This window comes from Streptomyces tendae, from assembly GCF_014650435.1.
Classification (GTDB): Bacteria; Actinomycetota; Actinomycetes; order Streptomycetales; family Streptomycetaceae; genus Streptomyces; species Streptomyces tendae.
In genome coordinates, this window is the sequence record NZ_BMUY01000004.1 from 268,736 (window position 1) to 295,345 (window position 26,610).

Here is a 26,610-nt window from a genome sequence, read left to right on the forward strand (position 1 = left end):
CGGGGCAACCCCGCTTCCGCGTGGGTCCCGGCGGGACACTGCCGCCGTACTCAACTCACCGGGCTGATGCCCCGGACGGTGAGTTCGAGCAGGCGTCGGCCCTCGGCGGCGGGGTCGGCGTGGCGTTCCGTGGCCAGGGCGATGCCGGTGACCAGCGCGAGGAGGTCGGCCGCGGTGACGTCCGGCGCCACCGCCCCGCTCTCGGCGGCCCGCCGCAACAGCGGTTCGACCGCTTCCTCGAGCTTCACCGCGCAGGCACTCACCCGCTCCGGTTCGACCAGCCGGTCGTGGGCCAGCGCCTCGGCCATGCCCCGCGCTGACGCGGCGTACTCGGTGAGCCCGTCGAGCCAGTCCAGGAGGGCGGCGCGGGCGTCCACCGCGTCCACCGACGCGTCCGCGCGGGCGCACAGCGACTCGATCCGCTCGTGGAACACCGCCTCCAGCAGGGCGGCGCGTCCGGGGAAGTGCCGGCGGACCGTCGCCGAGCCGACACCCGCGACCCGGGCGATCCGCTCCAGGGAGGCGTCGGCGCCGTGCGCGGCGACCTCCCGCTCGGCGACGGCCAGGATCCGGGCGTAGTTGCGCCGTGCGTCCGCGCGCTGGTGGTGGGGCATGACGTCCTCTCGGCATTGCTAAACGGCGGGGGCCTCCGTATCGTACCCGGCAGCTAAGTGGCGGGCCTCGCCACTTAATCGCCCTCAACCGGGAGACCCACCCATGCCCACTTCCTCCGCACCCGTCCTCGTCACCGGAGCGACCGGCCGACAGGGCGGCGCGACCGCCCGCGCCCTGCTCGCGTCCGGCGTTCCGGTCCGGGCCCTGGTCCGCGACCCCTCGACCGAGCGGGCCGCGGCGGTCGCGGGACTCGGTGCCGAACTGGCCACCGGGGACCTGGACGACCGCGACTCGGTGGTCCGCGCCGCCACAGGGGCCCGCGCCGTCTTCTCGGTCCAGATGCCCGACTTCGACCGGCGCGGCTTCGAGGGGGAGGTCGACCAGGCCGTCCACCTGATCGAGGGCGCCCGGGAGGCCGGGGTGCCCCAGTTCGTCCACACCTCCGTCTCTGGCGCCGGACAGCACACGAGCTGGGTGAAGGACCGCTGGGGATGGATGGAGCCCTACTACTCCGCGAAGGCCGGGATCCAGGACCGGGTGCGCGAGGCCGGGTTCGAGCGCTGGACGATCGTCAAGCCGGGCTACTTCATGGAGAACCTGCTCCCGTCGGAAGCCATCGTCTTCCCGCGGGGCGTCCGGGGAGGACTGGTGAGCCTCCTGAAGCCCTCGACCCGGCTGTCCCTGGTCGCCGTGGACGACATCGGCGCGACCGCCGCGGCCGCGGTGGCGGAGCCGGAGCGGTTCGACCGCGTCGAACTGGAGCTGGCGAGCGACCTGCTGACGATGAGGGAGATCGCCGAGATCCTCTCCGGGCACCTGGGCACGACCCTGACCCCGCCCGACATGACCGAGGACGAGGCGGTCGCCGCCGGGATGCCGGACATGGGATTCGGACAGGCGTCCCTCAACGAGCACCCCCAGCCCGCTCTCCCCCGGTTCGCCCGCGACCTGGGCATCCCCCTCACCCCCTTCAGGATCTGGGCGAGGACCCACCTGCCGGCATCGGCCTGACGGGACGAGCCCCCGGGCGACACCCGGCGACACCGGGAACACATGTACAGCCGAAGCTGTACAGCTCATCCTGTGGACATTACCCTCAGGGCATGAGCGAGAACGAGAGCCCTTCAGCCTCGGCGGTCCAGGCCTCGCGAGAGGTGCGCGCGGTCATCAGCCGGCTACGCCGACGCATCCTCAAGGCATCCGAGGTCGAGGACCTCACCCTCGGCCAGTCCTCCGTGCTGGCCCGGCTGTCCGACCAGGGGAGCGTCACGGCCAGCGAACTCGCCGCGATCGAAGGGGTCAGACACCAGTCGATGACGGCGACGGTCACCGCACTCGCCTCCATGGGGCTGGTCGAGCGGCGCCCCGACCCGGACGACGGACGGCGCCTGCTGCTCACGCTGACCCCCGAGGGCGTCCGCCGCGTGGAGGAAGGGCGGCAGGTGCGCACGGAATGGCTCGCCGAGCGGTTGCAGGACAGGTGCACCGAGGAGGAACGGCGCACCGTGATCGCGGCCATGGCCGTACTGGAGCGACTGAACAGTGACTGACGCGAAGGCGGGCCCCGAGGTCGGCACGGACAAGCCCGGCTTCGACCGCAGACTGCTGCCGCCGATGCTGCTCGGTTCGGTGCTCAACCCGATCAACTCGACGATCATCGCGGTCGCCCTCGTCCCGATCGGCAGGGCGCTCGGCGCACCGGTCTCGCAGACCGCCTGGCTCGTCTCCGCGCTCTATCTGGCCACGTCGCTCGGTCAGCCGGTCGTCGGCAGACTCATCGACGTCTTCGGGCCGCGCCGGCTCTTCCTCCTCAGTACCGGCCTCGTCGGCGTCGCCGGCGTGGTGGGCGCGCTGGCTCCCGATCTGGGGGTGCTGATCGGCGCGCGGGTCCTGCTCGGGTTCGGCACCTGCGCCGGCTATCCCGCCGCGATGGCCCTGGTGCGCAGTGAGGCGGAGCGCACCGGACGGGACAGCCCCGGTGGGGTGCTGACCGCGCTGGCGGTGGCCAACCAGACCATCGCCGTCGTCGGCCCGCTGCTGGGCGGCCTGCTGATCGCGGTGGGCGGCTGGCGCACCACCTTCGCGCTGAACGTGCCACTGGCCGTCGCGGCCGTGCTGCTGGGACTGCTGCGGCTGCCCAAGGCCGCCCCCGAGGCGGAGCCCGGAGCGGAGCCCACGACGCGGCCCACGGGCGGGACCACGCGGCGCGGGAGCCTGGCCGCCCGCCTCGACCTGCCCGGCATGGTGCTGTTCGCCGCGATGCTCGTCTCGCTGCTGCTGTTCCTGATGAACCTGCACCTGCGCGACTGGTACCTGCTCGCGCTGGCCGCCGCCGCGGGGGCGGCGTTCGCGGTACGGGAACTGCGGGCCGCCACCCCCTTCATCGACCTGCGGGTGCTCGGCGGCAACACCCCCCTGCTGGCCACCTACGGGCGGGCGCTCGTCGCCTACGTCGTCGCGTACTCCTTCCTGTACGGCTTCACCCAGTGGACCGAGGAGGGCTTCGGGCTGACGCCCTTCCACGCCGGCCTGGCGCAGATCCCCATGTTCCTGCTGGCGATAGGGGTCTCCATCGTCTCGGGGCGCAGCACGAGCGTCCGGGGAAAACTGCTGCTCGGTGCGGTCGGACAGATCGTCGCGTGCCTGGTGATCCTGATGCTGGGCGGGGACAGCCCGCTGTGGATGCTGCTGCTGGTCGCCCTGATCTTCGGCGTCCCACAGGGACTGAACAACCTCGCCCTGCAGAACTCCGTCTACTTCCAGGCCGACCCGGAGCGCACCGCCTCCTCCGCCGGGCTGCTGCGCACCTTCGCCTACATCGGCTCGATGGTCGCCTCCTCCGCAACCGCGGCCTCCTTCGGGCAGCACGCCGACACCGGCGGCCTGCACCGGCTGGCCTGGGTCATGCTCGGTGCCGGCGTGCTCTACCTGCTGCTCACCCTCTTCGACCGCACACTCGGCCGAGCGGCGGGGGCGGGCACGCGGGCCTCGGCCTGAGCAACTCCCGCAGGGGCAGACCCGAGGGGCCGCGGGCCCAAGAACCGCTTCCCGCAAGGGCATTGACCACATCGGCCTTTCTGCCTAACGTCCCGGTCAAGCTCTGTTGAATCCTTTCAGCGCCCTTGCCCCCCACGCTCGGGCGGCCCCACGCGAAAGAAGCACATGCACAGAACCCCCGCACGCCGTGCCTCCGTCCTCGTCGCCGCCGTGTCCTCGCTCAGTCTCCTGACCGCCGCGTGCGGTGACGGCGACGGTTCGGCGGACGGCGACACGGCGACGAACGCCAAGAACGCCGAGGCGTCCCCCAACGCCCCCACCAAGACCGGCCTGACCGTCGGCTTCCTTCCCAAGCAGGTCAACACGCCGTACTTCTCGGTCGCCGACCGGGGCGGGGAGCGCGCGGTCGAGTCGCTGGGCTCGACCTTCAAGGAGGTGGGCACGGACCAGGGCTCCGACGCCTCCGAGCAGGTGTCCCACATCAACGACCTCGTCGAGCAGAAGGCCGACGCGATCGCCGTCTCGGCACTGGACCCCGACGCGCTGTGCGACTCCCTCAAGCAGGCCATGGCCAAGGGCGTCAAGGTCGTCACGTACGACTCCGACACGAAGCCGGAGTGCCGCTACGCCTTCGTCTCCCCCGCGAGCGCCGAGGACATCGCCGTACGGCAGCTGGAGCTGCTCGGCGGGCAGATCGGCTACCGGGGCGACATCGCGATCCTGTCCGCCGCGCAGACGGCGACCAACCAGAACGCCTGGATCAGCAGCATCAAGAAGGAGCTGGAGGATCCGCGGTACAAGGAGATGCGCCTGGTGGACGTCGTCTACGGCGACGACGAGGCCGAGAAGTCGTACCGGAAGGCCGAGGAACTGCTCCAGGAGCACGGGAAGCTGAAGGGGATCATCTCCCCCACCACCAACGGGATCAAGGCGGCCGCGAAGTACCTGTCGCAGTCGCCGTACAAGGGCGAGGTGAAGCTCACCGGGCTCGGTGCCCCCAACGACATGCGGCCCTACATCAAGGACGGCACGGTGGAGGCGTTCCTGCTGTGGGACCCGGCCGAGCTCGGCGAGCTGGCCGGTCACGCCGCGGTGGCCCTCGCCTCCGGGCAGATCACCGGCCGGGAGGGGCAGATGTTCCTGGCCGGAGACATGGGCTGGTTCCAGCTCAGCAGGAACGGGGTCATCACGCTCGGCGACCCGACGGTCTTCGACGCCGACAACATCGACGACTACGACTTCTGACGTCCGCGCGCGGCCCCGGACAGGTGACGTACGGGGCCGCGCCGGCCGACGGACGACGGTCGATGGCAGACAGACGACGGCAGACAGACGACGGCAGACGGACGACAGACGACGGGCGACGGCGTACGTCGCCCGTCCGGCCCCGCGTTCACCGGCCGTCCCCTCCGGGCTGCCCCTGGGTGCCGGAGCCGCCGGCGTTCAGGTGCTGCAGCGCCTCGACCAGCTCGTGGCAGGCGCGTTCCACCGACCGTCTGGTGTTGAGCTGCTCACTGATCACTGCGGAGAGCAGCAGCGCGGTCAGTCCGAGGGTCCCGTTGAACGCCTGGAGTTTCATCATCGTCTCGATGTCGGTCAGCTTCCCGAAGGAACCGGCCTCGTGCCGGGCCACCACGGTGGCCGTCACCGACACGAACAGGGCGCACGGGATGCCGCCCGCGAGCTGGAAGCGCAGCACCGACCAGATCAGGATCGGATAGGCCAGGAACAGCACGCTGACCGAGCTGTACATGATCAGCGGCACCAGGACGCAGACGACGACGGTGAGCCCGACGGCCTCGGTCCAGCGCGCGGACGGGGGCGGCAGGCGAGCCCGGTACAGCAGGAGCAGCAGCGGGGTGACGAGGACGACGCCCATGGCGTCGCCGACCCACCAGGCCAGCCAGATGAGCTCGAGATGGTCGGTGGGGAGTTTGCCCGAGAGCACGAGCATGCCGACGCCCGTTCCCGAGCTGATCAGCATGGCGGCCAGCGCTCCCAGGAAGACCAGCGCCAGTCCGTCGCGCAGCCGGCTCAGGCTCACGCGGAACCCCACCGCGCGCAGCATCAGCCAGGCGCAGACGGGAGCGGCCGTGTTGCCGGCCATGATTCCCACGGCCTCCGCTCCGGGCGCTCCCAGGGAGAGGATGGCCAGCAGCGCGCCGAGGGCGATGCCGGGTACGCACCACGGCCCGAACAGGAGCAGGCAGGCCACCGCGAGGCCGGTGGGCGGCCAGATGGGTGTCACGACGGACCCGTCGGCGGTCAGCTGCTGCGACAGCCCCAGCCGCCCCGCCGCGTAGTAGCAGCCGGCGACCAGCAGCGTCGCACAGGCGAGGACGACCGGTCGCGGCCATGCACGGATACCCACCACAGCAGCCATCAGACACCGGTGCCGCCTGGTCGGCGAGGTGAGAGGTGGTCCGTGGCGCCCTACGGCGTAACGCCCCGCCCGTCGTGGCCGACGACGAGCACGGCCGCGTCGTCCTCGTGTCCGATCAGCTCGGCGTTCTTCAGTACGGCGGCCGCCAGCGCGTGCGCCTCCATGCCGACGACGGCGGCGAGGCCCGCCAGCCGCACCACCCGTTGCAGGCCCTCGTCGACGCTCAGGGAGGGGCCCTCCACCACGCCGTCCGTGACCAGGACGAACACTCCGCCGGTGCCGAGCCGGTACCGGGTCACCGGGTACTCGGTGCCCTCCATGACTCCCAGCGGAGGTCCGCCCTCGTCCCGGCAGACCTCCGCCCGGCCGTCCGCCGTGGCCCGGACGCAGGGGATGTGGCCGGCCCGGGCGCTCTCCAGCAGGCCGGTCGCCGGGTCGTAGCGCATGAAGGTGCAGGTGGCGAACAGGTCCTTGTTGAGGGAGAGGACCAGTTCGTTGGTGCAGGCGAGGAGGTCGCCGGGTTCGCTGGTCACCGAGGCGAGCGCCCGCAGGCCGACCCTGACCTGGCCCATGAAGGCCGCCGCGTCGATGGCGTGGCCCTGGACGTCCCCGACGGAGAGGCCGATACGGCCGTCGGGGAGGGTGAAGGCGTCGTACCAGTCGCCGCCCACGTTGAGTCCGGCGTACGCGGGCGAGTAGCACGCGGCCAGGTGGATGCCGGGTACGGCGGGCAGGTCCGCGGGGAGCATGTCGCGCTGCAGGGCGATCGCCAGCTCCACCTGCGAACGCCGCAGCTCGGCCAGCTCCCTCGCCTGTGTGGTCAGCGAGGCCAGCCGGGCCAGCAGCTCTTCCCCGTCAGGTGCGGGATGTTTGCGGAACATCGACCACTCCCCGCCAGGCCGCCTCCCGGCAGGAGCCTCTCGGCCCCCCTGGACAGTGCAAGTCTGTCACCCAACGATGCGCCCCGCCACGCCGGGAAGCGCGGCGCGTTCCGTACCCTTGCCGCATGCGCATGCGGCCCACTTTGAGCTGGACCCCGGGGGCGGACCTGCCGCCGGGCACCACGGACCTGGCGCCCGTCGCCGACGCGCTGCGCGCCGGGGGCGTGCTGGTGCTCAGCGGGGCGGGTATCTCCACGGAGTCGGGCATCCCCGACTACCGGGGCGAGGGCGGGAGCCTGAGCCGGCACACCCCGATGACCTACCAGGACTTCACTTCCCACCCCGAGGCCCGCCGCCGGTACTGGGCACGCAGTCACCTCGGCTGGCGCACCTTCGGCCGCGCCCGTCCCAACACGGGGCACCGGTCGGTGGCGGCGTTCGGGCGGCACGGTCTGCTCACCGGCGTGATCACCCAGAACGTCGACGGTCTGCACCAGGCCGCCGGCAGCGAGGGTGTCGTGGAGCTCCATGGGAGCCTGGACCGCGTCGTCTGCCTGACCTGCGGTGCCTACAGCCCGCGCCGCGAACTCGCCCGGCGCCTGGAGGAGGCCAACGCGGGCTTCGCGCCGGTGGCCGCCGGCATCAACCCGGACGGCGACGCGGATCTGACCGACGAGCAGGTCGGGGACTTCCGGGTGCTGCCCTGCACGGTCTGCGGCGGCATCCTCAAACCGGACGTGGTGTTCTTCGGCGAGAACGTGCCGCCGCAGCGCGTCGAGCACTGCCGCGAGCTGGTGCGCGCGGCGTCCTCGCTGCTGGTCCTCGGTTCCTCGCTGACGGTGATGTCCGGGCTCCGCTTCGTCCGCCAGGCGGCCGAGGCGGGCAAGCCGGTCCTGATCGTCAACCGCGACGCCACCCGCGGCGACCGGCTGGCCGTCGCCCGGGTCGCGCTCGGCCTGGGGCCGGCCCTCACGACCGTCGCCGACCGGCTCGGCCTCTCCGTCGGGGCCGCGGCGAAGGCCTGACCAGGCAAGCCGGCACCCCCGCCGCGGATACGGAATCTCCCCACGCCACCCCCTTGACCGTGGTCCCTCCACTCCATACAGTCCTCGCACCTCACGAGGTACATCGATTAACCAATCGTTAACCGCTTGGTTGGAGACCACCCCTGTGCGCTCATCGCTGACGCGGCGCGAACTGCTCGCCGCCGGTTCCGGTCTGGCCGCGGCCGCTGCCCTGCCCGCTCTGTCCGGCTGCTCGTCGTTGGCGTCGGCGGACTCCGACCCGGACACCCTCGTCGTCCACACCCAGCTCGGCACCACCGCGCCGGGCTCCCCCACGTATCTCGCGGCCGTGGACCGCTTCCGCGAGGAGAACCCGGGGGTGAAGGTCAAGAACCTGGTCAACGGCGACGACCTCGCCCAGGTCTACGAGACCTCACGGCTGGCCCGCAAGGAGGCCGACGTCGTGATGGTCAACCTCTACGACAAGACGCTGGCCTGGACGGACGTGGGCGCGACCGTCGACGTCAAGCCCTACCTCGACGACTGGGGGCTGCGCGGACGGGTCCTGCCCGCCGCGCTGGCCGACTGGACCGACGACGAGGGCAGGGTCAGGGCCTTCCCCTACTTCGCGACGAACTGGCCCGTGGCCTACAACCGCGCCCTGCTCGACCGGGCCGGCGTCGCCGCGATCCCCACCACCGGCGACCAGCTGATCGCAGCGGCCCGCAAGCTGCGCGCCAAGGGGATCGCCCCGGTGACCGTGGGCGGCAACGACTGGACCGGCCAGAAGCTGCTGGCGCAGATCATCCAGACGTTCCTGTCCCAGGAGGAGGCCCGGCACGTCTACTCCACGGGTGACTTCTCCGGTCGCGGTGCGCGCCGGGGCATCGAGTACTTCACGCACCTGCGGGACGCCGGGGTGTTCGCGGACAAGGCCCAGGGCCTCACCTCCGACTCCATGACCACCCAGTTCAACACCAAGGAGGCGGCCGTCCAGTCGGCGATGTCCTCCGCCCTGGCCAAGGTGCCCGAGAATGTGGCCCGGCACACGGAGGTCGGCGGCTGGCCGCTGGCCGACGGGGCGGTGCACGACGGTCCGACCGTCATCCGCGCCTACACGCTCATCGGATTCTGGATCAGCCCCAACGGCGTCCGCAAGATCGAGCAGGTCGAGAAGTTCCTGCGGTTCATGTACCGCCCGGACGTCGTGGCGCGGTTCGTGACGGAGAGCGGCCGGGACATGGCCCTGCGCACGGACGCCGTCTCCACCGGCTTCCCGTTGGTCGGGGCGGCCCAGCGGCTGGGCTCCGAGGTGAGCCAGGTCCTGCTGCCCGACGTGTACGTGCCGCCCGCGGCCGCGCAGCCGCTGATCACGGCGACCAGCACGTCCTTCACCCGGGGCACGAGCCCGGCCCGGGTGCGCGCCGCCCTCGAGTCCGCGTACCGGTCCGTATGAGCCGCCCCGACGCCCCCGGCCCCGCGGCCCGGGTTTCCCTGGTCCCCCTCCCCCGTTCCACCCGTTCTCCGGGAGTCACCGCATGACGACGCTCACGACGACGCCGGACGGGAGCGCGGCCCCGAGGTCCGCCCCGCCCGCCTCCCCCGCCCCGGCCTCGCGCCGGCCCCGGCAGGGCGGCACCGTCCTCGCGGTGCCCGCGCTGGTGTGGTACCTGGTCTTCATGGTCGGGCCGCTGCTCGCGATCTTCGTGATCGCGGCCCTGCACTGGCCCGGCATGCTCCAGCCGGTCTCGTTCGCCGGCCTGGACAACGTGCGCGTGGTGCTGGACGACCCGGTGTTCTGGGACGCGGTCCGCAACACCGCCGTGCAACTGGCCGTCGCCGTCCCGGTGATGATCGTCTGCGCGTTCATGCTGGGGTACTACGTGGCCCAGCGCCCGCCCGGTCACCGGGTCATCCGGTACCTGCTCTTCATCCCGGGGCTGATCTCGACGCCCGCGAAGGCGATGGTGTTCTACGCGGCCCTCTCCCCGGACGGTCTGCTCAACGGCGGGCTGGAGAGCGTGGGCCTCGGCTCCCTCGCCGACGCCTGGCTGGCCTCGCCGTCGACGGCCCTGGCGTGTCTGATCGCCCTGGACATCTGGGCGGGCATCGGCTTCACCGCCGTACTGTTCGCCGCCCGGCTGGGCAGCGTGCCGGACGAGTTGGGCGAGGCCGCGCAGCTCGACGGGGCAGGGCACTGGCGGACCATGTGGTCGGTCCACTTCCCCGTCATCCGTGACTACGTCGGCGTGGTGACGATGCTGCAGTTCCTGTGGACGCTGTTCGGCTCCGCGCAGCACGTGCTGCTGCTCACGCAGGGCGGTCCGGGCACGTCGTCCACCACGCTGTCGTTCCTCGTCTACCAGAAGGCGTTCATCGCCGCCGACCTCGGCTACAGCCAGACCGTCGGCGTCATCCTCTTCCTCGTCGGACTCGTCGGGCTGCTCACGATCCGCCGCGTCTTCCGCCAGAACTACTGATCGGAGCAGCACTGATGAAGCTCGGCAAGCGCTGGCTCCCGGCCCACATCCTGGTGTGGACGTACGCGGTGCTGCTCGTCGTCCCGCTGTACTACTTCCTGGCCTCGGCGTTCAAGTCGAACGACGAGATCTTCGCGCACCCCTTCGCGCCGCCGTCCTCCCTGGGGCTCGGCAACTTCCGGACCGCGTTCGAGAGCGCCGACCTCGGGCTCGCGGTCGTCAACTCGGCGCTGGTGACGGTGTTCTCGCTGGCGCTGACCCTGCTGCTGGCGATCCCGGCCTCGTTCGCGCTGGCGCGTTCGACCGGGCGGCTGGCGGGTGTGGTCGAGAAGGTCTTCTCGCTCGGCTTCCTGATCCCGACGTTCGCGGCGCTCTTCCCCACCTTCCTCCTGGCGGCGGCCACCGGGCTGTTCCACACCCGGATCTTCATGGTGCTGTTCCTGCCCGCGACGGCGCTGCCGCTGTCGGTGGTGATCCTGGTGCAGTTCATGCGCACCATCCCGCCGGAGATGGAGGAGGCCGCCCGGCTGGACGGGGCGTCGACCTTCGCGGTGCTGCGGCACGTGTACACGCCGATGTGCCTGCCGGGCATCGCCACGGTGCTGCTGCTGAACTTCCTGACCTTCTGGAACGAGTACCTGTACTCGCTGGTCATCATCGGCCCGGACCCGGCGCAGCGCACGGTCCAGGTGGCCCTGCCCACGCTGAAGTCGATCACCGGCACGGACTACGGCGTGCTGACGGCGGGCACGGTGCTGACCCTGGTGCCGGTGTGGCTCGTTTACACCCTGCTCCAGAAGCGCATGCAGCAGGCCCTGGTCAGCGGGGCGGTGAAGATGTGAGCGTCTCCACCGAGCGGGCCGGACGCCGGCCCACGATCAAGGCGGTCGCGGCGGCGGCCGGGGTGTCGACGGCCGCCGTCTCCCAGGCATTCAACAACAAGGGCCGGCTCTCCGAGGCGACGCGCCGCCGGATCCTCGACGCCGCGCTGGAGCTGGGCTGGTCGCCGAGCGCCTCCGCGGCGGCCCTGCGCAACGCACGCACCCGCAGCCTCGCCCTGGTGGTGCGGCGCCCCACGGACGTGCTGGGCTCCGACCCGCACTTCAGTGAGCTGATCACCGGCATAGAGGGCGAGTTGGCGCCGCGCGGCTACGGTCTGCTGCTGCACCTGGTCAGCGGTCACCGGGAGGAGAACGCGCTGTACGAGCGGCTCGCGGCCGAGGGCCGGGTGGACGGCGCCGTGCTCACCGACGCCCGCGACGACGACGCCCGGCCCGCGCTGCTCGCCCGCCTGGGGCTGCCCGCGGTACTGCTCGGATCGCCCGACGACACGGCCGTCGTGCCGCGCGTCGGACTGCGCGAGCAGGGTGCGGGGATCACCGAGGCCGTCACGCACCTGCTGGGCCTCGGCCACCGGCGGATCGCCTACGTCAGCGGGCCGCCCGAGCTCCAGCACACCCGTGTGCGCCGGGCGGCCTTCGAGGGCGCCCTGCGCGAGGCGGGCCTGCGCCCGTTCGCGGTGCTGCCCACCGACTTCAGCGAGCGGCGCGCCGTGGGCGCCACCGAGGCGCTCCTCGACTCGGCCGACCGGCCCACCGCGATCGTGTACGCCAACGACTCGATGGCGGTCTGCGGCATCGGCACCGCGCAGCGCGCCGGACTGACCGTGCCCCGGGACGTGTCCGTCGTCGGCTACGACAACCTGCCGCTCGGTTCCTGGCTCCACCCCCGGCTGACCACCGTCGACCAGCAGGTGCAGCGGGTGGGCGCGGCGGCCGCGCGCATGCTGCTCGCCCTGTGCGGCGAGGAGGTCGAGGAGACCGCCCTCGCCGAACGGCCGCGCCTGGTCGTCCGCGAGTCCACGGGGCCCGCCCCCACCTGACCACCACCGGGTCGCGGCACGTCGCCGCGGCCACGCACCATCCGCACCCCACCACCCGAGAAGGACCATGCGACGCCACAGCGCCCAGCTCACCCACCAGACCGACGTCCTGCCCTGGCTCGGCGCCAACTTCTGGTCCCGCACCGGCGGCCCGCTGATGTGGCGGAACTACGACCCGAAGACCGTACGCGAGGAACTGCGCGTGCTCGCCGACCACGGCCTCAACACGACCAGGTCCTTCTTCTACTGGCCGGACTTCCACCCGGAGCCCGACCGGATCGACGACGAACTGTGCGCACGCTTCGAGGACTTTCTGGACGCGCACACGGAGACGGGGATGGGGACCATACCCACCTTCATCGTCGGCCACATGTCCGGCGAGAACTGGGACCCGGTCTGGCGCGGCAACCGCGACCTGTACGAGGACGTGTGGATGGTGGGCCGGCAGGCGTGGTTCGTCTCCCGCATGGCGCGCCGCTTCAAGGACCATCCGGCGGTCACCGGCTGGCTGATCACCAACGAGATGCCGGGGTACGGGCGGATCTACCAGGTCGATCCCCCGTCCTCTGACGTGGTGACCGCGTGGGCGCAGGCCATGTGCAACGCGGTCCGGGCGGCCGGCGCGACGCAGCCGGTGTCGCTGGGCGACGGGGCGTGGGGCATCGAGGTCACCGGCCGCGACAACGGCTTCTCGCTGCGGGAGACCGCCGAGTACGTCGACTTCGTGGGCCCGCACGTGTACCGCTCGGACACCGACCGGCCGCGGCAGCACTACCGGGCCGCCTTCGAGTGCGAGCTGGCGGCGGTGACCGGGCAGCCCGTCGTACTGGAGGAGTTCGGACTGTCCACCGACACGGTCTCGGCCGCCAACGCGGGCATCTTCTACCGGCAGACGCTGCACAACTCCCTGCTGGGCGGCGCGACCGGCTGGCTCGCCTGGAACAACACCGACTACGACGGCCTGTGGGACCAGTCCCCCTACGACCACCACCCCTTCGAGATGCACTTCGGCATCACCGACTCCACCGGTGCCCCCAAGGAGCCGCTGCGGGAACTGGCCGCCTTCGCCGAGGTGCTGAAGGCCGTGGACTTCCGGCGCTGCTCCCGCACGGACGCGGACGCCGCCCTCGTCGTCCCCGCCTTCCTCGAACGGGGCTATCCCTACAGCCGTCCCGCCGACCGGCCGCTCATCTTCACGTCCCTGCACCAGGGTTACGTCACCGCGCACGCCGCCGACCTGCCGGTGGCCCTCACCCGCGAGGCCGACGGACTGCCGGGCGAGGCGTCGCTCTACCTGCTTCCCGCCACCCGGCAGCTCACCACCCGCACCCGCCGGGAGCTGGCCCGCCGGGCCGCCGAGGGCGCAACCGTGTACCTGTCCTTCTGCTCCGGCGAACACCCGGCCACCCGCGGTCCCTGGTTCGACGACCTCGACGGGTTCTTCGGCGTCGAGTTGCAGTTGTCGTACGGCGTCGCCGAGCCGATCGAGGACGACGTGCTGGAGATGACGTTCACCGAGGACTTCGGCGACCTGCGGGCCGGCGAGGTGCTGCGCCTCCCGGTCGCGGGGAACGAGGACAGCCGCGCCTACCTGCCCGTCGTACCGCGGGCCGGCCGGGTCGTCGCGGTGGACGCCCACGGGCGGCCGGCCCTGATCGTGCACGAGACCGGGGTGGGCCGGACGGTTCTGGCCACCTATCCCCTGGAGCACATGGCGGCCCGCACGGCGCGCGTCAACCCCGATGTCACGCACCGTCTGTACGCCGCGCTCGCGCAGGTGGCGGGCGTGCGCCGCCCCGTCACGGTCGCCGATCCGCACGTCTCGGCGGACGTCCTCGCCCACGCCGACGGGCGCCGTTTCGTGTGGCTGGTCAGCCAGAGCCCCGACCCGCTCGTGGTCCGCCCGGCCGCCGAGGGGAAGCTGCACGACCTGGCCGACGGACACCCGGTCGAGGACGTGGCGCTCGACGCGTACGGCGTAGTGGTGCTGGAGCTGCGATGACCCTCCCCCGCTACCGCGATCCCGCCGCGCCGGTGCTGGACCGCGTCCGTGACCTGCTGGGCCGCATGACCCTCGCGGAGAAGGTCGGTCAGGTCAACCAGCGCATGTACGGCTGGGACGCCTACGAGCGCGCCGGGGAGGGGCACCGGCTCACCGACGCCTTCCGCGCCGAGGTCGCCGCCTTCGACGGCATGGGCGCGCTGTACGGGCTGCAGCGGGCCGACGCCTGGTCGGGCGTCGGCTTCGCGGACGGCCTCGACGCCGGGAGCGGGGCGCGCACGGCGGCGGACGTGCAACGGCACGTCATGGAGCACACCCGGCTCGGCATACCCGTGCTGCTGGTCGAGGAGATGCCGCACGGCCACCAGGCGCTGGACGGCACGGTGCTCCCGGTGAACCTCGCGGTCGGTGCCACCTGGGACCCGGACCTGTACGCCGACGCGGTGGCCGGGGCGGCCGCCGAACTGCGGGCGCGCGGCGCGCACATCGCGTTGGTCTCCGCCCTCGACCTGGTGCGCGATCCACGCTGGGGACGCAGCGAGGAGTGCTTCGCCGAGGACCCGTACCTCGCCGCGCGAATGACCGAGGCCCTGGTCGAGGGCGCACGCCGGGCGGGTGTGGCCGTGGTCCTCAAGCACTTCGCCGGGCAGGGCGCCACCGTCGGCGGCCGCAACAGCGCGGCGACGGAGCTGGGGACGCGCGAACTGCACGAGGTGCACCTGGCTGCGGCGCGGGCCGGGGTGGCCGCCGGTGCGGCCGGGGTGATGGCCGCCTACAACGAGTTCGACGGTCTGCCCTGCATCGCGAACCGGTACCTGCTGACCGACCTGCTCCGCACGGAGTGGGGCTTCGAGGGTGTCGTCATGGCGGACGGCACGGCGGTGGACCGGCTGGTGCGGCTGACCGGCGATCCGGTGTCGGCCGGGGCGCTCGCCCTGGACGCCGGGTGCGACCTGAGCCTCTGGGACGCCTCCTTCACGCGGCTGGGCGAGGCGGTGGAACGGGGTCTGGTGTCCGAGTCGGCGCTGGACGCCGCGGTGGCGCGGGTCCTCACGCTGAAGTTCCGTCTGGGCCTGTTCGAACACCCTTTGCCTCCGGCCCGGTCCGAGACGGCGGGTCTCCCGGACCCCGCCGAGCTGGGCGAGCGGATCGCCCGTGCGTCGGTGACCCTGCTCGCCCACGAGGGCGGCGTGCTCCCCCTGCCCCGGGCGGTGCGGCGGATCGCGGTGCTCGGCCCGAACGCCGACTCCGTCGCGCAGCAGATCGGCGACTACACGGCGCCGCAGCGGCCCGGCGGCGGGATCACCGTCCTGGAGGGCATCCGGGCGGCGGTGGCGCCCGGCACCGAGGTGGTCCACGACCGGGGGTGCGCCCTGGTGGGTGACGACGTGTCGGACGTCCCCGCGGCCGTCGCCCTGGCGGCCGGCTCCGACGTGGCCGTGCTGGTGCTGGGCGGCTCCAGTGCCCGTACCCCGGACACGGTCTTCGACGCGAACGGGGCGGCCGTCACCGGTGCCGGAACACCGTCCGGCATGACCTGCGGCGAAGGGGTCGACCTGGCCGACCTGGCGCTGCCGCCCGCGCAACGGGCCCTGCTGGCCGCGGTGTCGGCGACCGGGACCCCGGTCGTGGTGGTACTGGTGCAGGGCCGTCCGCACGCCCTGCCCGACCTGGACGCGCCCGCGTCGGCGGTGCTGAGCGCCTGGTATCCGGGGCCGCGGGGCGGGCGCGCCGTGGCCGAGGTGCTGTTCGGCGACGCCGAGCCGCGCGGGCGGCTGCCGGTCTCCGTGCCCCGGTCGGCCGCCCAACTGCCCGTCTACTACAACGGCAAGGACCACCGCTACCGCGGGTACGTCGACGAGGGCGCCGGTCCGCGCCATGCCTTCGGGCACGGCCTGTCGTACACGAGCGTCACGTACGGGACACCGAGGTTGTCGCACTCGTGCGTCTGCGCGCGGGACCCGCGTCTGACGTGCCGGGTCACGGTCCGCAACACCGGGGGCCGGCCGGCCGAGGAGACGGTGCAGCTGTATGTGCGCCGCCTGTCCGGGGGCACGTCCTGGCCGCGCGTGCGCGAGCTGCGGGGCTTCGTCCGGCTGAGCATCGCGCCCGGCGACGAGGCCGAGGCGGTCTTCGAGGTGGGCCGTGACACGCTGGCCTCGGTGGGGCGCGACCTGCGGCTCACCGTGGAGCCGGGAGTGGTCGAGCTGGAGACGGGCCCGGCGTCCGACCGGACGACGGGCGTCCGCCTGGAGATCACGGACTCGGCATTGGGTGAAACTTAGGCTAGCCTTGCCTTCATGGCGAAGGTTCGGCGGCTCACGCCCCAGCACCCGGAGATGTTCCACGCCCGCGTCGTGCGGACCGAGCGGGTCTCCCCGTCCATGCAGCGTGTCACGGTCACCGGCCCGGGACTGGGCGGCTTCCCGTGGCTGGGGTACGACCACTGGTTCCGGCTGTTCTTCCCGCTGCCCCACCAACACGGGCTGCGGCTGCCGGAGTTCACCGGTTCGCAGTGGTGGCAGCCGTATCTCGCGATCCCGGAGGAGGAGCGGCCGCACTGCGCCAACTACTCCGTGGCCGACTACCGCAGGGCGGCGGCCGAGCTGGACATCGACTTCGTCGTGCACCGCGGCCCCGCCGGCGAGGTCGAAGGCAGGGCCGCGATCTGGGCCTGCGGCGCCCGCCCCGGGGACACACTCGCCCTGCTCGACCAGGGCGTCCTCTTCGACTGCCCGAAGGACGCCTCCGAGGTCACCGTGGTGGCCGACGAGACCGGGCTGCCCGCCACTGCGAGCATCATGCGCTCGCTCCCCGAAGGCACCGTGGGACGCCTCATCCAGGAGATCCCCACCGACGCCGACCGCCGCGAACTGAACGCCCCGGCCGGTGTGACCGTCTCCTGGGTCGTACGCCGGGACGGCACCTCGGTCCCCGGTGCCGCCGCACTCAGCGAGCTGCGCCGGCTGACCCGCGCCGACGCGGCGGGATACGCCTTCGTCGTCGGCGAGTCGACCCTGGCCACCGAGGGACGCAGGCACCTGCACCGCCTGGGCCTGCCCAAGGAGCGCATCACCTTCTCGGGGTTCTGGAAGCACGAGGCGATGGCGGCGGCCTGACGCCGGCCGGACTCCCCCACGACCGGGAGCCCCGTGTCCGCACCCCGGTCCCCTGACTACGCCTGGGAGTCCTTGACCCGCTGATAGTGCCGCCGGGCCTTCATCCGGTTCCCGCACTCGGCCATGGAGCACCAGCGGGCGCTGTTGGGCTTGCTCCGGTCCAGCAGGAAGCGCCGGCACTCCGGATTGCCGCACGCCTTGAGCCGACCCGGCCGGGTCTCTTCGACGTGCGCCCAGGTCAGCACCAGTTCGACGGCCAGACGGTGCGCCTCGGGGGCCCGGAGGGTCCATTCCAGCCTGCCGTTCTCGACGGCCGGCACCCTGCTGACGCCCTGGAGGAACTCACCCAGGCACGCGGGGTCCCGTCGCCCCCGGACGACGTCCTGGAGGGCATCGCGCGCGGCGACCAGGAGGACGAGTTCCTCGTCCGACCCGGTACCGCCGTGGCGGCGCGTCCACGCGCGGCCCTCGGCGGGCGTGCCCAGAGCGTCGCTCACCGAGCCCTGCACGACGGGAGTCGTGTTGAGCAGCTCCAGAAGGACGTCCTCCGCGGCTCCGTCGGCCACCGCCTTCACCCCTAACCATTTCGCTGACATTGGCAGGTTACAACACTCCTCACCGCACTCCACCTAACCCTTAAAATGCGCTTGACAGGTTACCCCCGAAGTGCTGGACTCTTACTAACCACCAAAAATCACTTAAGGGGTTGCCATGAGTGTCGCCGTGCACCACAGGACCGCCACCGTCGACGGTCTGGACGTCTTCTACCGGGAGGCCGGTGACCCGCAGGCGCCGACCGTCGTGCTGCTGCACGGCTTCCCGACGAGCAGCCACATGTTCCGCAACCTGATCCCGGAGCTCGCGGACACCTACCACGTGATCGCACCCGACATGATCGGCTTCGGACTGTCGGCCATGCCCGGGACCGACGCGTTCGACTACAGCTTCGACTCCCTCACGGACGTGACCGTCGGCCTCCTGGACCTGCTCGGCGTGGCGCGCTTCGCGGTGTACGTGCAGGACTACGGGGCGCCGGTGGCGTGGCGGATCGCCATCCGGACCCCGCACCGCGTCACCGCGATCGTCACGCAGAACGGCAACGGCTACACCGACGGGTTCGTCAAGGAGTTCTGGGACGGACTCTTCGCCTACACCGACGATCCGACCCCCGAGACCGAGGCACCCGCCCGGGCCGCGCTGACGCCCGAGGCGATCCGCTGGCAGTACCTGAACGGGGTGCCCGACCAGAGCCTCGTGAGCCCCGACACCTGGACCCTCGACCAGGCCCTGCTCGACCGGCCGGGCAACGACGCGGTCCAGCTCACGCTGTTCCGCGACTACCCGACCAACGTCGCCCTCTACCCCCGGCTCCACGCCTACTTCCGGGAGACCGGGGTGCCGCTGCTGGCCGTGTGGGGGGCCAACGACGAGATCTTCGGCCCCGAGGGCGCCCACGCGTTCCGGCGCGACCTCCCGGACGCCGAGATCCACCTCCTCGACACCGGGCACTTCGCCCTGGAGACCCACCTGGAGGAGATCGCCGGTCGTATGCGGGACTTCCTCGCCCGGGTCGGCGAGTAGAGCCCCGCGCCGGTCACGACCCGGCTGGCCGGCCGAGGACGTGCGGCGCGAGGATGTCGGCCACCGTCCGGTTGCGCGGGACGGGCACGCCGAGGCGGTCGCCGAGGTCGACGACTCCCCCGCTGAGCCAGGGCAGTTCGAGGCGGTTGCCGTTCTCCAGGTCGTTGTGCAGGGACGAGGTCATGGCCTCGGGGAGCGTGTCGCAGAAGTCGAGGCGGTCCTCGGCGAAGTCACTGTCCAGGTGTACTCCGCAGGCCCGCGCCACGGCCACCGTCTCGGCCATCACGTCGTGCAGGAGTCGTCGGCTCTGCTCGTTGGAGCGGACGACTCCTATGGGCCCGCGGACGGTTGCCGTGGTCGCCGACAGACCCACCAGGAACACGAACTTCTCCCAGATCGCCCGCTCGATGTCGTCGCTCGCCTCGACCTCGATCCCCGCGTCCCTGAACGCGGCGAGCACGTTCCGGCTGGTCGCCGACTGGCCGGGCCGGTAGGGGCCGAGGACGACCTTCTGCAGGGCGCTGTTGTGCCTGACCACGCCGGGTTCCTCGATGAAGGCGGAGATGAAGCAGACCCCGCCCAGGACCTGTTCGTCCGTCAGCCGGCCGCGCAGGACGGTGTCCTTGTGCACCCCGTTCTGCAGTGACAGCACCGGCGCCGCGTGTGCCGCCGAGGACCGGAGTTGGTCGGCGACGTCCTCGGTGTCCCACAGTTTGACGGCGACGAGGACGAGGTCGGCGGGGCCCAGCTCCGAGATGCTCCCCACGACGGAGTCGGGCGGGGTGCGCAACTCGCCCAGGGGGCTGTGGACGACCAGTCCGGACCGGCGCACGGCCTCCAGGTGGGCGCCGCGGGCCACGAAGGTGACCTCGTTCCCCGCGGCGGCCAACCGGGCCCCGAAATAGCCTCCGACGCCGCCCGCCCCGATCACCGCGATACGCATGACTCCGCCCCCACTCTCCTGGCAACCGTCTGACAGTCTCTTAGTAACCGTCTCAATGGTTACTATAGAACCATGGACGCCGAGCAACGCGAGCCCCGCAGGAGGCTCACCGCGCGACTGCGGGAGCTTCGTTTCGACGCGGGAACCCTGTGCCTGGACCTGGTGGCCACCGTGGGCCGCAGGCCCGAGCGCCCCGTCGAGCGGATGGGCGACGCAGCACGTCTGAGGGCCTGGTGCCGGGGGGTGGGGGTGACACTGGAGGACGGGTACGACCCCCAGGGCGTCCTGGAGTCGCTGCACGCGCTGCGCGCGGCCGCCCACGACATCGCCTCCGCCGCCCTCGACGCGCACCGGCCGCGGCAGGAGTCGGTCGACCTGGTCAATCTGCTGGCCGGGGCCGAACCTCCGGCGCCCCGACTGGAGTTGACGGCCGAGGGCGGGTGGGTGCCGAAGGGCAGCCGACCGCTGACCGAGGAAGCCCTGCTGTCGCTCGTCGCACGGGACCTGATCGATCTCGTGACCGACGAGGCACGCCGGTCCCGGCTGACCGCCTGCGCCTCCGAGGTGTGCCGGATGCTGTGCCTCGACCCCGGTGGCGGCCGGCCGCGCAAGTGGTGCTCCATGCGCCGCTGCGGCAACCAGGCCAAGGCGGCCGGCCGCCGCCTGCGGGCAGCGGCACCCTGAGGTCCGCACGCCGTCGAGCGGGGCGTCCGCTCAGCGGCCGCGGGCGAGCAGCAGGGTGACGTCGTCGGGCGGCGGGGTGGTGGGCAGGGTGCCGATCACCGCCGTGCCCAGTTCCTCCAGGGAGGAGGCGCTCCCGGTCAGGGCGCGCCCCACCCGGTGCAGTCCGACCTCGATGTCCTGGTCGCGCTCCTCGACGAGTCCGTCGGTGAACAGGGCGAGCAGGCTGCCCGCGGGCAGCTCCAACTCCGCGGTGGGGAAGGGCAGCAGGCCGACTCCGAGGGGAAGGCCGTGCGGCAGGTCCGGGAACGAGAAGTCGCCGCCCCGGTGCACGACGGCGGGCGGCGGATGCCCGGCCAGGGGCCAGCGTGCACCTCCGGGTCGCGGGGTCGTAGACCGCGTAGACGCAGGTGGCGCTCATGGTCGCGACCTCCCTGCCGCCCTCCTCCTCGTCCTCGGTCAGCCGGATGAACGTCCGGTCGAGTCTGGTCAGCACCTCCCCCGGCGGCAGGTCGAGATCGGCGAGCGTGCGGATGGCCATGCCCAGGCGCCCCATGGTGGCCGCGGCGTTCACGCCGTGTCCGACCACGTCGCCCACCACCAGTGCGAGCCGGCCGCCCGGCAGGCCGATGACGTCGAACCAGTCGCCGCCTACGCCTTCCTCCGGGTCCGCCGGAAGGTAGCGGGCGGCCACCTCCATGGCCGTTCCGCCGTGCACCCGGCGCGGCAGCAGACTGCGTTGGAGGGCGAGTGCGGTGTTGTGCTCCCGGGTGTAGCGGCGGGCGTTGTCCAGGCTCAGCGCCGCCCGGGCCACCAACTCCTCGGCCAGCAGCCGGTCGTTGTCGTCGAACGGCGTCGGATTCGAGGTACGGACGAAGACCGCCACGCCCAGCAGGACGCCCCGGGCGTGGATCGGCAGGATCAGCAGCGAGTGCATGCCGAACTCACGGATCTTCGCGGCCCTCGCCGGGTCGTCGGCCAGCCATGCCTCGTGGGAGGGGTCGAGCACGGGTTGCAGCAGGGCGCGTCCCGAGGACAGCACCTGCATGAACGGCGAGGTCTCGGGGACGTAGACGACCTCGCCGTTCAGCCACAGGGACTCCGGGGAGCCGGTGTGGACCGAGGCCCTGCCCCCGCGCCGGAACTTGGGGACGCGCCCCTGGGAGCGGCCCAGCCGGTCGAGCGGCTCCTCGCCGAGCCGCACCGCCTCCGTCAGGTCGACGGTGACGTAGTCGGCGATCAACGGCACGGTGAATTCGGCCAGTTCCTGTGCCGTGCGCATGACGTCGAGGGTGGTGCCGACGCGGGTGCCGGCCTCGCTGACCACGGCCAGCCGGTCGCCCGCCCAGCGCCGGTCGGTGACGACCAGCATCAGCATGCACACGCCCAGCGTGCGGCCGTCGGTGTCGTGCAGGCGCACGAAGGAGGCCGAGAAGGCCCGGTCGCGGCGCTTGCCCGCTTCCACCGGGACCCGGTACTCACGGCCGGTGACGCAGCGGCCGGTGGTCAGCACCCTCCGTACGAGCGCCTCCAGTTCGTCGGCGTCGCCGGTCAGCGAGTCCCGCGGGCGACGGCCCAGCCGCCGCTCGCGGGCGATGCCGTCGTAGCGTTCGAGGGTGTCGTTGACCCAGACGCACCGCAGGTCGGTGTTCCAGACGGCGAGCCCGACGACCGAGTCGGTCAGCAGGGCGTGCAGCGCCGGGCCCGCCTCGCCCTCCGGGATCCCGCTCACGCCGGCTCCCGGGCTACGACTTCACGAAGGCCAGGAGGTCCGGGTTGATGACCTCCGGGTGCGTCGCGTGCATGCCGTGCGGGAATCCCTCGTACGTCTTCAGGGTGCCGTTCTGGGCCAGTTCGGCGGACAGCGGCCCCGCGTCGGCGTAGGGCACGACCTGGTCGTCCGTGCCGTGCGCGGCGAGGAGCGGTACCCGGATCTGCTTCAGGTCCTCGGTGAAGTCGGTCTCGGAGAACGCCTTGATGCACTCGTAGTGCGCGTTGGCCGCGCCCCTCATCCCCTGCCGCCACCAGTTGTCGATGAGGCCCTGGGACACCTTCGCACCCTCCCTGTTGAAGCCGTAGAACGGTCCGGAGGGCACCTCGATGTAGAACTGCGCGCGATTGGCGGCGAGGGCGGCGCGGAACTCGTCGAAGACCTCGATCGGCGTACCTCCCGGGTTGGACGCGGACTTGACCATCACCGGCGGCACGGCGCTGAGCAGTACGGCCTTCGCCACCCGGCCCGGCTCGGCCCGCGCCACGTAGCGCGCGACCTCGCCGCCGCCGGTCGAGTGCCCGATGTGCACGGCGTCCCGCAGGTCGAGCGCCTCGGTCACGGCGGCGACGTCGGCGGCGTAGGTGTCCATGTCGTGGCCGATCGACGGCTGGCCGGACCGTCCGTGACCGCGGCGGTCGTGGGCGATCACGCGGTAGCCGTGCGAGAGGAAGTACAGCATCTGGTTGTCCCAGTCGTCGGCGCTGAGGGGCCAGCCGTGATGGAACACGATCGGCTGTCCGTCGCGCGGCCCCCAGTCCTTGTAGAAGATGTCCGTGCCGTCGGAGGTGGCGACCTTACCCATGGCTGATCCTTCCGCGTGTGCGACTGATCCCCGCCCGCCACCTTACGCCGATAACCGACATACCTCATTTTTCACTCATACTGACCAGGTCTTGAAGAACCGAATGGCGGAGGAAGCAATGGCAGCGGGACCGCACAGGGTGGGCGTCCTCGTGTTCGACGGCATGAAGCTGCTCGACCTGTCGGGACCGGCGGAGGTCTTCAGCGAGGCCAACCGGTTCGGCGCCGACTACCGCCTGAGCATCGTCTCGCCGGACGGGTCGCCGGTGTCCTCGTCCATCGGCATGCGGGTGCCGGCGGACACCGGCGCACAGGCCGCCGCGGCCTACGACACCCTGGTCGTGGTCGGCGGCGACGCGTTGCCCGCCTCCCCCGTCGACCCCGCTCTCGGCGCGGCCGCGAAGGCCCTGGCACACCGGGCGGGGCGCGTCGCCTCGGTGTGCACCGGCGCCTTCGTCCTGGGCGCGGCGGGCCTCCTGGAAGGCAGGCGCGCGACGACGCACTGGCAGCACACCGACGCACTGGCGCGCCGGTGCCCGGCGACCCGGGTCGAGCCGGACGCGCTGTTCGTGAAGGACGGCACCACGTACACGTCCGCCGGCGTGACCGCGGGCATCGACCTCGCACTCGCCCTGCTGGAGGAGGACCACGGTCCCTCGCTGGCCCGTCGGGTCGCCCGCTCGCTGGTGGTGTACATGCAACGGGCCGGCGGCCAGTCCCAGTTCTCCGCCTCGCTCCAGGGTCCGGCTCCCCGGACCCCGGTGCTGCGTCTGGTCCAGGAGGCGGTGCAGGGCGACCCGACGGCGGACCACGGCCTGGAGGCCCTGGCCGCGCGCGTGCGGGTCAGTCCACGCCATCTGACGCGCATGTTCCGCACCGAGCTGGACACGACGCCGGCGAAGTACGTCGAACTGGTCCGCTTCGACCTGGCCAAGGCCCTGCTCGACGCCGGGCACAACGCCACCGAGGCGGCCACCCGATCGGGCTTTCCCAGTTACGAGAGTCTGCGCCGCGCCTTCGCCCGGCACCTGGGCCTGTCCCCCATCCGCTACCAGCAGCGCTTCGCCACCACCGCGCGGGAGTCATGACCGGTTTCGAGGACACCCGGCCATCGGGGAGCGGACACGGCCCGGCCGTCCGGCACAGGGTGGGAACCGACACGACAGGCACCGACCCGTGAGGACCGCCATGACCGAGACCATCGCCGGAGTCGACGTCCCCGACAGCTCGCTCGCCCGGGAGGCGACCGAACTCGTCCGTGACACCACACCGCCCCTGATCTTCCACCACTCGCGGCGCGTCTACCTGTTCGGCAGCCTCCAGGCCGCCGCCCTGGGTCTGCGCCCTGACCCCGAGCTGCTGTACGTCGCCGCGCTCTTCCACGACACCGGCCTGGTGCCTCAGTACCGCAGCGACGACCAGCGCTTCGAGATGGACGGCGCGGACCAGGCGCGGGCGTTCCTGCTGGCCCACGGCGTGCCCGAGGCCGACGCGGGCACCGTGTGGACGGCCGTCGCGCTGCACACCACCCCCGAGGTCCCCTACAAGCTGGCACCGGAGATCGCGGCGACCACCGCGGGCGTCGAGACGGACGTGCTCGGCCTGCACCTGAGCCGCATCACCCGGGCGGAGATCGACGCGGTCACCGCCGTCCACCCCCGCCCGGACTTCAAGAAGCAGATCCTCCAGGCGTTCACGGACGGGTTCAGGCACCGTCCGGACACCACCTTCGGCACGGTGAACGCGGACGTCCTGGAGCACTTCGTGCCGGGCTTCCGGCGCACGGACTTCGTCGAGGTGATCGAGAACTCCGCCTGGCCGGAGTGACCCCGCTCCCGGTCTACGGCGCGGGGTTCCTGCGCGGGGACAGGGTGGCGTTGGGGAGCGCCGGCGCCGGGAGCCGGTCGCCGGGGTAGCCCTCGACCCGGCCGAAGCGCTCGGACTCGTTCTCCCAGTCCGTGCGGGCGGCCGCGACCTCGTCGTGGGTGCGCCCGACGAAGTTCCACCACATGACGAGCTCCTCGTCGAAGGGCGGGCCGCCGAGCAGCAGGGCCCGGGCGGTCCCGGAGCTCTCGTTGGTCAGCGCGAGCGTGTGCCGTTCCGGTGCGGCGTACGCCAGTCCGGCGGGGCGTACGGCCGTGCCGTCGACGCGTACGTCGCCGGTGTCGACGAGGACGCCGTGCTCGAAGCCGGGATCGACGTCCAGGGTCACCGCGGCGCCCGGGGCCAGGGTCACCTCGGCGCCCAGCAGGGGCGTGAAGGTGTCGACCGGCGAGGTGTCCCCGGCGAGCGAGCCGAGGAAGACGCGCGCCTCGCCGCCGTCCAGGGCCACCGGGGCGGGCACGTGGTGCTGGAAGTCCGGGGCGGTGTCGCGGTGCTCCGCGGGCAGCGCCACCCAGAGCTGGACGCCGTGCAGGACCGTGGTGTCGGGCGTGGACACCTCGGAGTGGCTGATGCCGCGGCCGCCCGTCATCAGGTTCACCTCGCCCGGTCTGACGTACGCGTGGCTGCCCAGGCTGTCCCGGTGCTCGATCACCCCGCTGAACAGCCAGCTGACCGTCTGGAGGCCGATGTGCGGATGGGGAGGGACGTTCATGCCGCCCGACTCCGAGACCGCGTCGGGTCCGTAGTGGTCGGCGAAGCACCAGGCTCCGATCAGCGTCCGGGCCCGTTGGGGCAGGGTGCGGCGCACCGTCATGGCGCGCGGCCCGCCGAGCGGGACCTCCCGCGCGGTCAGGATCTCCACACCGGCGGCGGGTGTGCCGTTCTCCCGTGCCCCGCACCCGACTTCGGCGGGATGCGCTTCCGTGTTGCTCACCGCTTCGTCCTCCCACTCGCCCCTGAAAGTTTCACTTTCAACTTCTATGGTTCGATGATAGGACGTGACGAACGCCAAGGCGCAACGGAGGGCACCCCCGCATGACGCAGACGCCTGTACGCACCGATGCAGACACCGCCGGAAGTACCGGAGAGCGACGCGTGTTCATCGACAAGCAGAGCCCCGAGGCATACAACGCACTGCGCGCCACGGCGGAGGCCGTTCGAGGCGTCGCCGCGGCGGCCGGACTCGACCGGACCCTCGTGGAACTGGTCAACATCCGCGTCTCCCAGCTCAACGCCTGCGCCTACTGCCTCAACGTGCACACCAGGGCCGCGCTGCGGGGCGGTGAGACGACCCAGCGGCTCGGGGTGCTGCCGGCCTGGCGCGACACCGAGCTGTTCTCGCCCGCCGAACGCGCCGCGCTCGCCCTCGCCGAGGCCACCACGCATCCCGCCGACGCGAGCGCGCAGAGCGCCGCGTACGCGCAGGCGCGGGGCGTCCTGTCGGAGGACCAGATCTCCGCGGTGATCTGGGTGGCGATCAGCATCAACGCCTTCAACCGGGTCTCCGTCCTCAGCAAGCACCCGGTGCGCGGCGCTTCACCCGCCTGACCGCCGGGTGATCCGAATGGCACCGCCCGGCCGTG

The 26,610-nt window shown here is 72.1% G+C and carries 25 protein-coding genes and 1 pseudogene; 17 read left to right on the top strand and 9 right to left on the bottom strand.

Going from position 1 to position 26,610, the window contains the following annotated elements; translation table 11 throughout:
• Positions 1-50: 50 nt before the first annotated feature.
• Positions 51-614, bottom strand: coding sequence for a TetR/AcrR family transcriptional regulator (locus tag IE258_RS13290; protein ID WP_189743073.1), 564 nt, complete (start codon positions 612-614; stop codon positions 51-53).
• A gap of 103 nt (positions 615-717) precedes the next feature.
• On the opposite strand from IE258_RS13290, the gene IE258_RS13295 reads away from it, so the two are divergent.
• The 4 genes from IE258_RS13295 (at position 718) to rhaS (ending at position 4,857) form a co-directional block, all read left to right on the top strand.
• The gene (locus tag IE258_RS13295) at positions 718-1,626 is read left to right on the top strand and encodes an NmrA/HSCARG family protein (RefSeq protein ID WP_189743075.1); all 909 of its coding nucleotides are present in this window, start codon (positions 718-720) and stop codon (positions 1,624-1,626) included.
• A gap of 92 nt (positions 1,627-1,718) precedes the next feature.
• On the top strand, positions 1,719-2,165 hold the full coding sequence (locus IE258_RS13300) for a MarR family winged helix-turn-helix transcriptional regulator (RefSeq protein WP_189743077.1): 447 nt from the start codon (positions 1,719-1,721) through the stop codon (positions 2,163-2,165).
• Positions 2,158-3,612, top strand: coding sequence for an MFS transporter (locus IE258_RS13305; protein ID WP_189743079.1), 1,455 nt, complete (start codon positions 2,158-2,160; stop codon positions 3,610-3,612). Before IE258_RS13300 ends, IE258_RS13305 begins: the two co-directional genes overlap by 8 nt.
• Positions 3,613-3,777: 165 nt before the next feature.
• Complete coding sequence (gene rhaS / locus IE258_RS13310) at positions 3,778-4,857, top strand: rhamnose ABC transporter substrate-binding protein (RefSeq protein WP_189743081.1); 1,080 nt, start codon at positions 3,778-3,780, stop codon at positions 4,855-4,857.
• 148 nt (positions 4,858-5,005) lie between these two features.
• Here the strand turns inward: rhaS and IE258_RS13315 are convergent, their stop codons facing one another.
• Both IE258_RS13315 and IE258_RS13320 read right to left on the bottom strand, forming a co-directional pair.
• On the bottom strand, positions 5,006-5,995 hold the full coding sequence (locus tag IE258_RS13315) for an MASE1 domain-containing protein (RefSeq protein WP_189743083.1): 990 nt from the start codon (positions 5,993-5,995) through the stop codon (positions 5,006-5,008).
• Positions 5,996-6,045: 50 nt separating this feature from the next.
• Positions 6,046-6,876, bottom strand: a complete 831-nt coding sequence (locus IE258_RS13320) for a PP2C family protein-serine/threonine phosphatase (RefSeq protein ID WP_127892021.1) — start codon at positions 6,874-6,876, stop codon at positions 6,046-6,048.
• A gap of 125 nt (positions 6,877-7,001) precedes the next feature.
• Between IE258_RS13320 and IE258_RS13325 the strand changes: the two genes are divergently transcribed.
• The 8 genes from IE258_RS13325 (at position 7,002) to IE258_RS13360 (ending at position 17,363) form a co-directional block, all read left to right on the top strand.
• Positions 7,002-7,901, top strand: a complete 900-nt coding sequence (locus tag IE258_RS13325) for an NAD-dependent protein deacetylase (RefSeq protein WP_189743084.1) — start codon at positions 7,002-7,004, stop codon at positions 7,899-7,901.
• 145 nt (positions 7,902-8,046) lie between these two features.
• Complete coding sequence (locus tag IE258_RS13330; RefSeq protein WP_189743086.1) at positions 8,047-9,336, top strand: ABC transporter substrate-binding protein; 1,290 nt, start codon at positions 8,047-8,049, stop codon at positions 9,334-9,336.
• A gap of 82 nt (positions 9,337-9,418) precedes the next feature.
• Positions 9,419-10,360, top strand: a complete 942-nt coding sequence (locus tag IE258_RS13335) for a carbohydrate ABC transporter permease (RefSeq protein ID WP_189743088.1) — start codon at positions 9,419-9,421, stop codon at positions 10,358-10,360.
• A gap of 14 nt (positions 10,361-10,374) precedes the next feature.
• Complete coding sequence (locus tag IE258_RS13340; protein ID WP_003978411.1) at positions 10,375-11,202, top strand: carbohydrate ABC transporter permease; 828 nt, start codon at positions 10,375-10,377, stop codon at positions 11,200-11,202.
• The gene (locus IE258_RS13345; RefSeq protein WP_189743090.1) at positions 11,199-12,242 is read left to right on the top strand and encodes a LacI family DNA-binding transcriptional regulator; all 1,044 of its coding nucleotides are present in this window, start codon (positions 11,199-11,201) and stop codon (positions 12,240-12,242) included. The genes IE258_RS13340 and IE258_RS13345 overlap by 4 nt, the downstream gene beginning before the upstream one ends.
• A 67-nt stretch (positions 12,243-12,309) precedes the next feature.
• Positions 12,310-14,244: a glycoside hydrolase 5 family protein gene (locus IE258_RS13350; protein ID WP_189743092.1), complete on the top strand. Its 1,935-nt coding sequence runs from the start codon at positions 12,310-12,312 to the stop codon at positions 14,242-14,244.
• Positions 14,241-16,529: a glycoside hydrolase family 3 N-terminal domain-containing protein gene (locus IE258_RS13355; RefSeq protein WP_189743094.1), complete on the top strand. Its 2,289-nt coding sequence runs from the start codon at positions 14,241-14,243 to the stop codon at positions 16,527-16,529. The genes IE258_RS13350 and IE258_RS13355 overlap by 4 nt, the downstream gene beginning before the upstream one ends.
• A gap of 15 nt (positions 16,530-16,544) precedes the next feature.
• A complete protein-coding gene (locus IE258_RS13360; RefSeq protein ID WP_189743096.1) occupies positions 16,545-17,363 on the top strand; it encodes a siderophore-interacting protein in 819 nt (272 codons plus the stop codon).
• Between the two features lie 56 nt (positions 17,364-17,419).
• Here IE258_RS13360 and IE258_RS13365 read toward each other — a convergent pair whose 3' ends face one another.
• Positions 17,420-17,929 (bottom strand): CGNR zinc finger domain-containing protein, encoded by a 510-nt coding sequence (locus tag IE258_RS13365; protein ID WP_189743098.1) that lies wholly within the window; start codon positions 17,927-17,929, stop codon positions 17,420-17,422.
• 145 nt (positions 17,930-18,074) lie between these two features.
• On the opposite strand from IE258_RS13365, the gene IE258_RS13370 reads away from it, so the two are divergent.
• The gene (locus IE258_RS13370) at positions 18,075-18,944 is read left to right on the top strand and encodes an alpha/beta fold hydrolase (protein WP_189743100.1); all 870 of its coding nucleotides are present in this window, start codon (positions 18,075-18,077) and stop codon (positions 18,942-18,944) included.
• Between the two features lie 13 nt (positions 18,945-18,957).
• Here IE258_RS13370 and IE258_RS13375 read toward each other — a convergent pair whose 3' ends face one another.
• A complete protein-coding gene (locus tag IE258_RS13375) occupies positions 18,958-19,887 on the bottom strand; it encodes a ketopantoate reductase family protein (protein ID WP_189743102.1) in 930 nt (309 codons plus the stop codon).
• A 72-nt stretch (positions 19,888-19,959) separates the two neighbouring features.
• On the opposite strand from IE258_RS13375, the gene IE258_RS13380 reads away from it, so the two are divergent.
• On the top strand, positions 19,960-20,571 hold the full coding sequence (locus IE258_RS13380) for a CGNR zinc finger domain-containing protein (RefSeq protein ID WP_189743104.1): 612 nt from the start codon (positions 19,960-19,962) through the stop codon (positions 20,569-20,571).
• A 30-nt stretch (positions 20,572-20,601) separates the two neighbouring features.
• Here IE258_RS13380 and IE258_RS41200 read toward each other — a convergent pair whose 3' ends face one another.
• From IE258_RS41200 to IE258_RS13390, 3 genes and pseudogenes are all read right to left on the bottom strand, one after another.
• Entirely contained in the window at positions 20,602-20,901 is a 300-nt protein-coding gene (locus tag IE258_RS41200) for a SpoIIE family protein phosphatase (RefSeq protein ID WP_229892096.1), read from the bottom strand.
• 88 nt (positions 20,902-20,989) lie between these two features.
• A pseudogene (locus tag IE258_RS13385) lies at positions 20,990-22,300 on the bottom strand (PAS domain-containing protein); the annotation flags it as partial.
• A gap of 13 nt (positions 22,301-22,313) precedes the next feature.
• The gene (locus IE258_RS13390; protein ID WP_189743106.1) at positions 22,314-23,144 is read right to left on the bottom strand and encodes an alpha/beta fold hydrolase; all 831 of its coding nucleotides are present in this window, start codon (positions 23,142-23,144) and stop codon (positions 22,314-22,316) included.
• 118 nt (positions 23,145-23,262) lie between these two features.
• Between IE258_RS13390 and IE258_RS13395 the strand changes: the two genes are divergently transcribed.
• Together IE258_RS13395 and IE258_RS13400 are read left to right on the top strand one after the other, a co-directional pair.
• A complete protein-coding gene (locus tag IE258_RS13395; protein WP_229892098.1) occupies positions 23,263-24,231 on the top strand; it encodes a GlxA family transcriptional regulator in 969 nt (322 codons plus the stop codon).
• Between the two features lie 100 nt (positions 24,232-24,331).
• Entirely contained in the window at positions 24,332-24,970 is a 639-nt protein-coding gene (locus tag IE258_RS13400) for an HD domain-containing protein (protein WP_189743110.1), read from the top strand.
• Positions 24,971-24,983: 13 nt separating this feature from the next.
• On the opposite strand, the gene IE258_RS13405 is transcribed toward IE258_RS13400, so the two are convergent.
• Positions 24,984-25,961, bottom strand: a complete 978-nt coding sequence (locus tag IE258_RS13405) for a pirin family protein (protein ID WP_189743112.1) — start codon at positions 25,959-25,961, stop codon at positions 24,984-24,986.
• A gap of 101 nt (positions 25,962-26,062) precedes the next feature.
• Here IE258_RS13405 and IE258_RS13410 point away from each other — a divergent pair, with 101 nt between their 5' ends.
• The gene (locus tag IE258_RS13410; protein WP_189743115.1) at positions 26,063-26,575 is read left to right on the top strand and encodes a carboxymuconolactone decarboxylase family protein; all 513 of its coding nucleotides are present in this window, start codon (positions 26,063-26,065) and stop codon (positions 26,573-26,575) included.
• Positions 26,576-26,610: the final 35 nt, after the last annotated feature.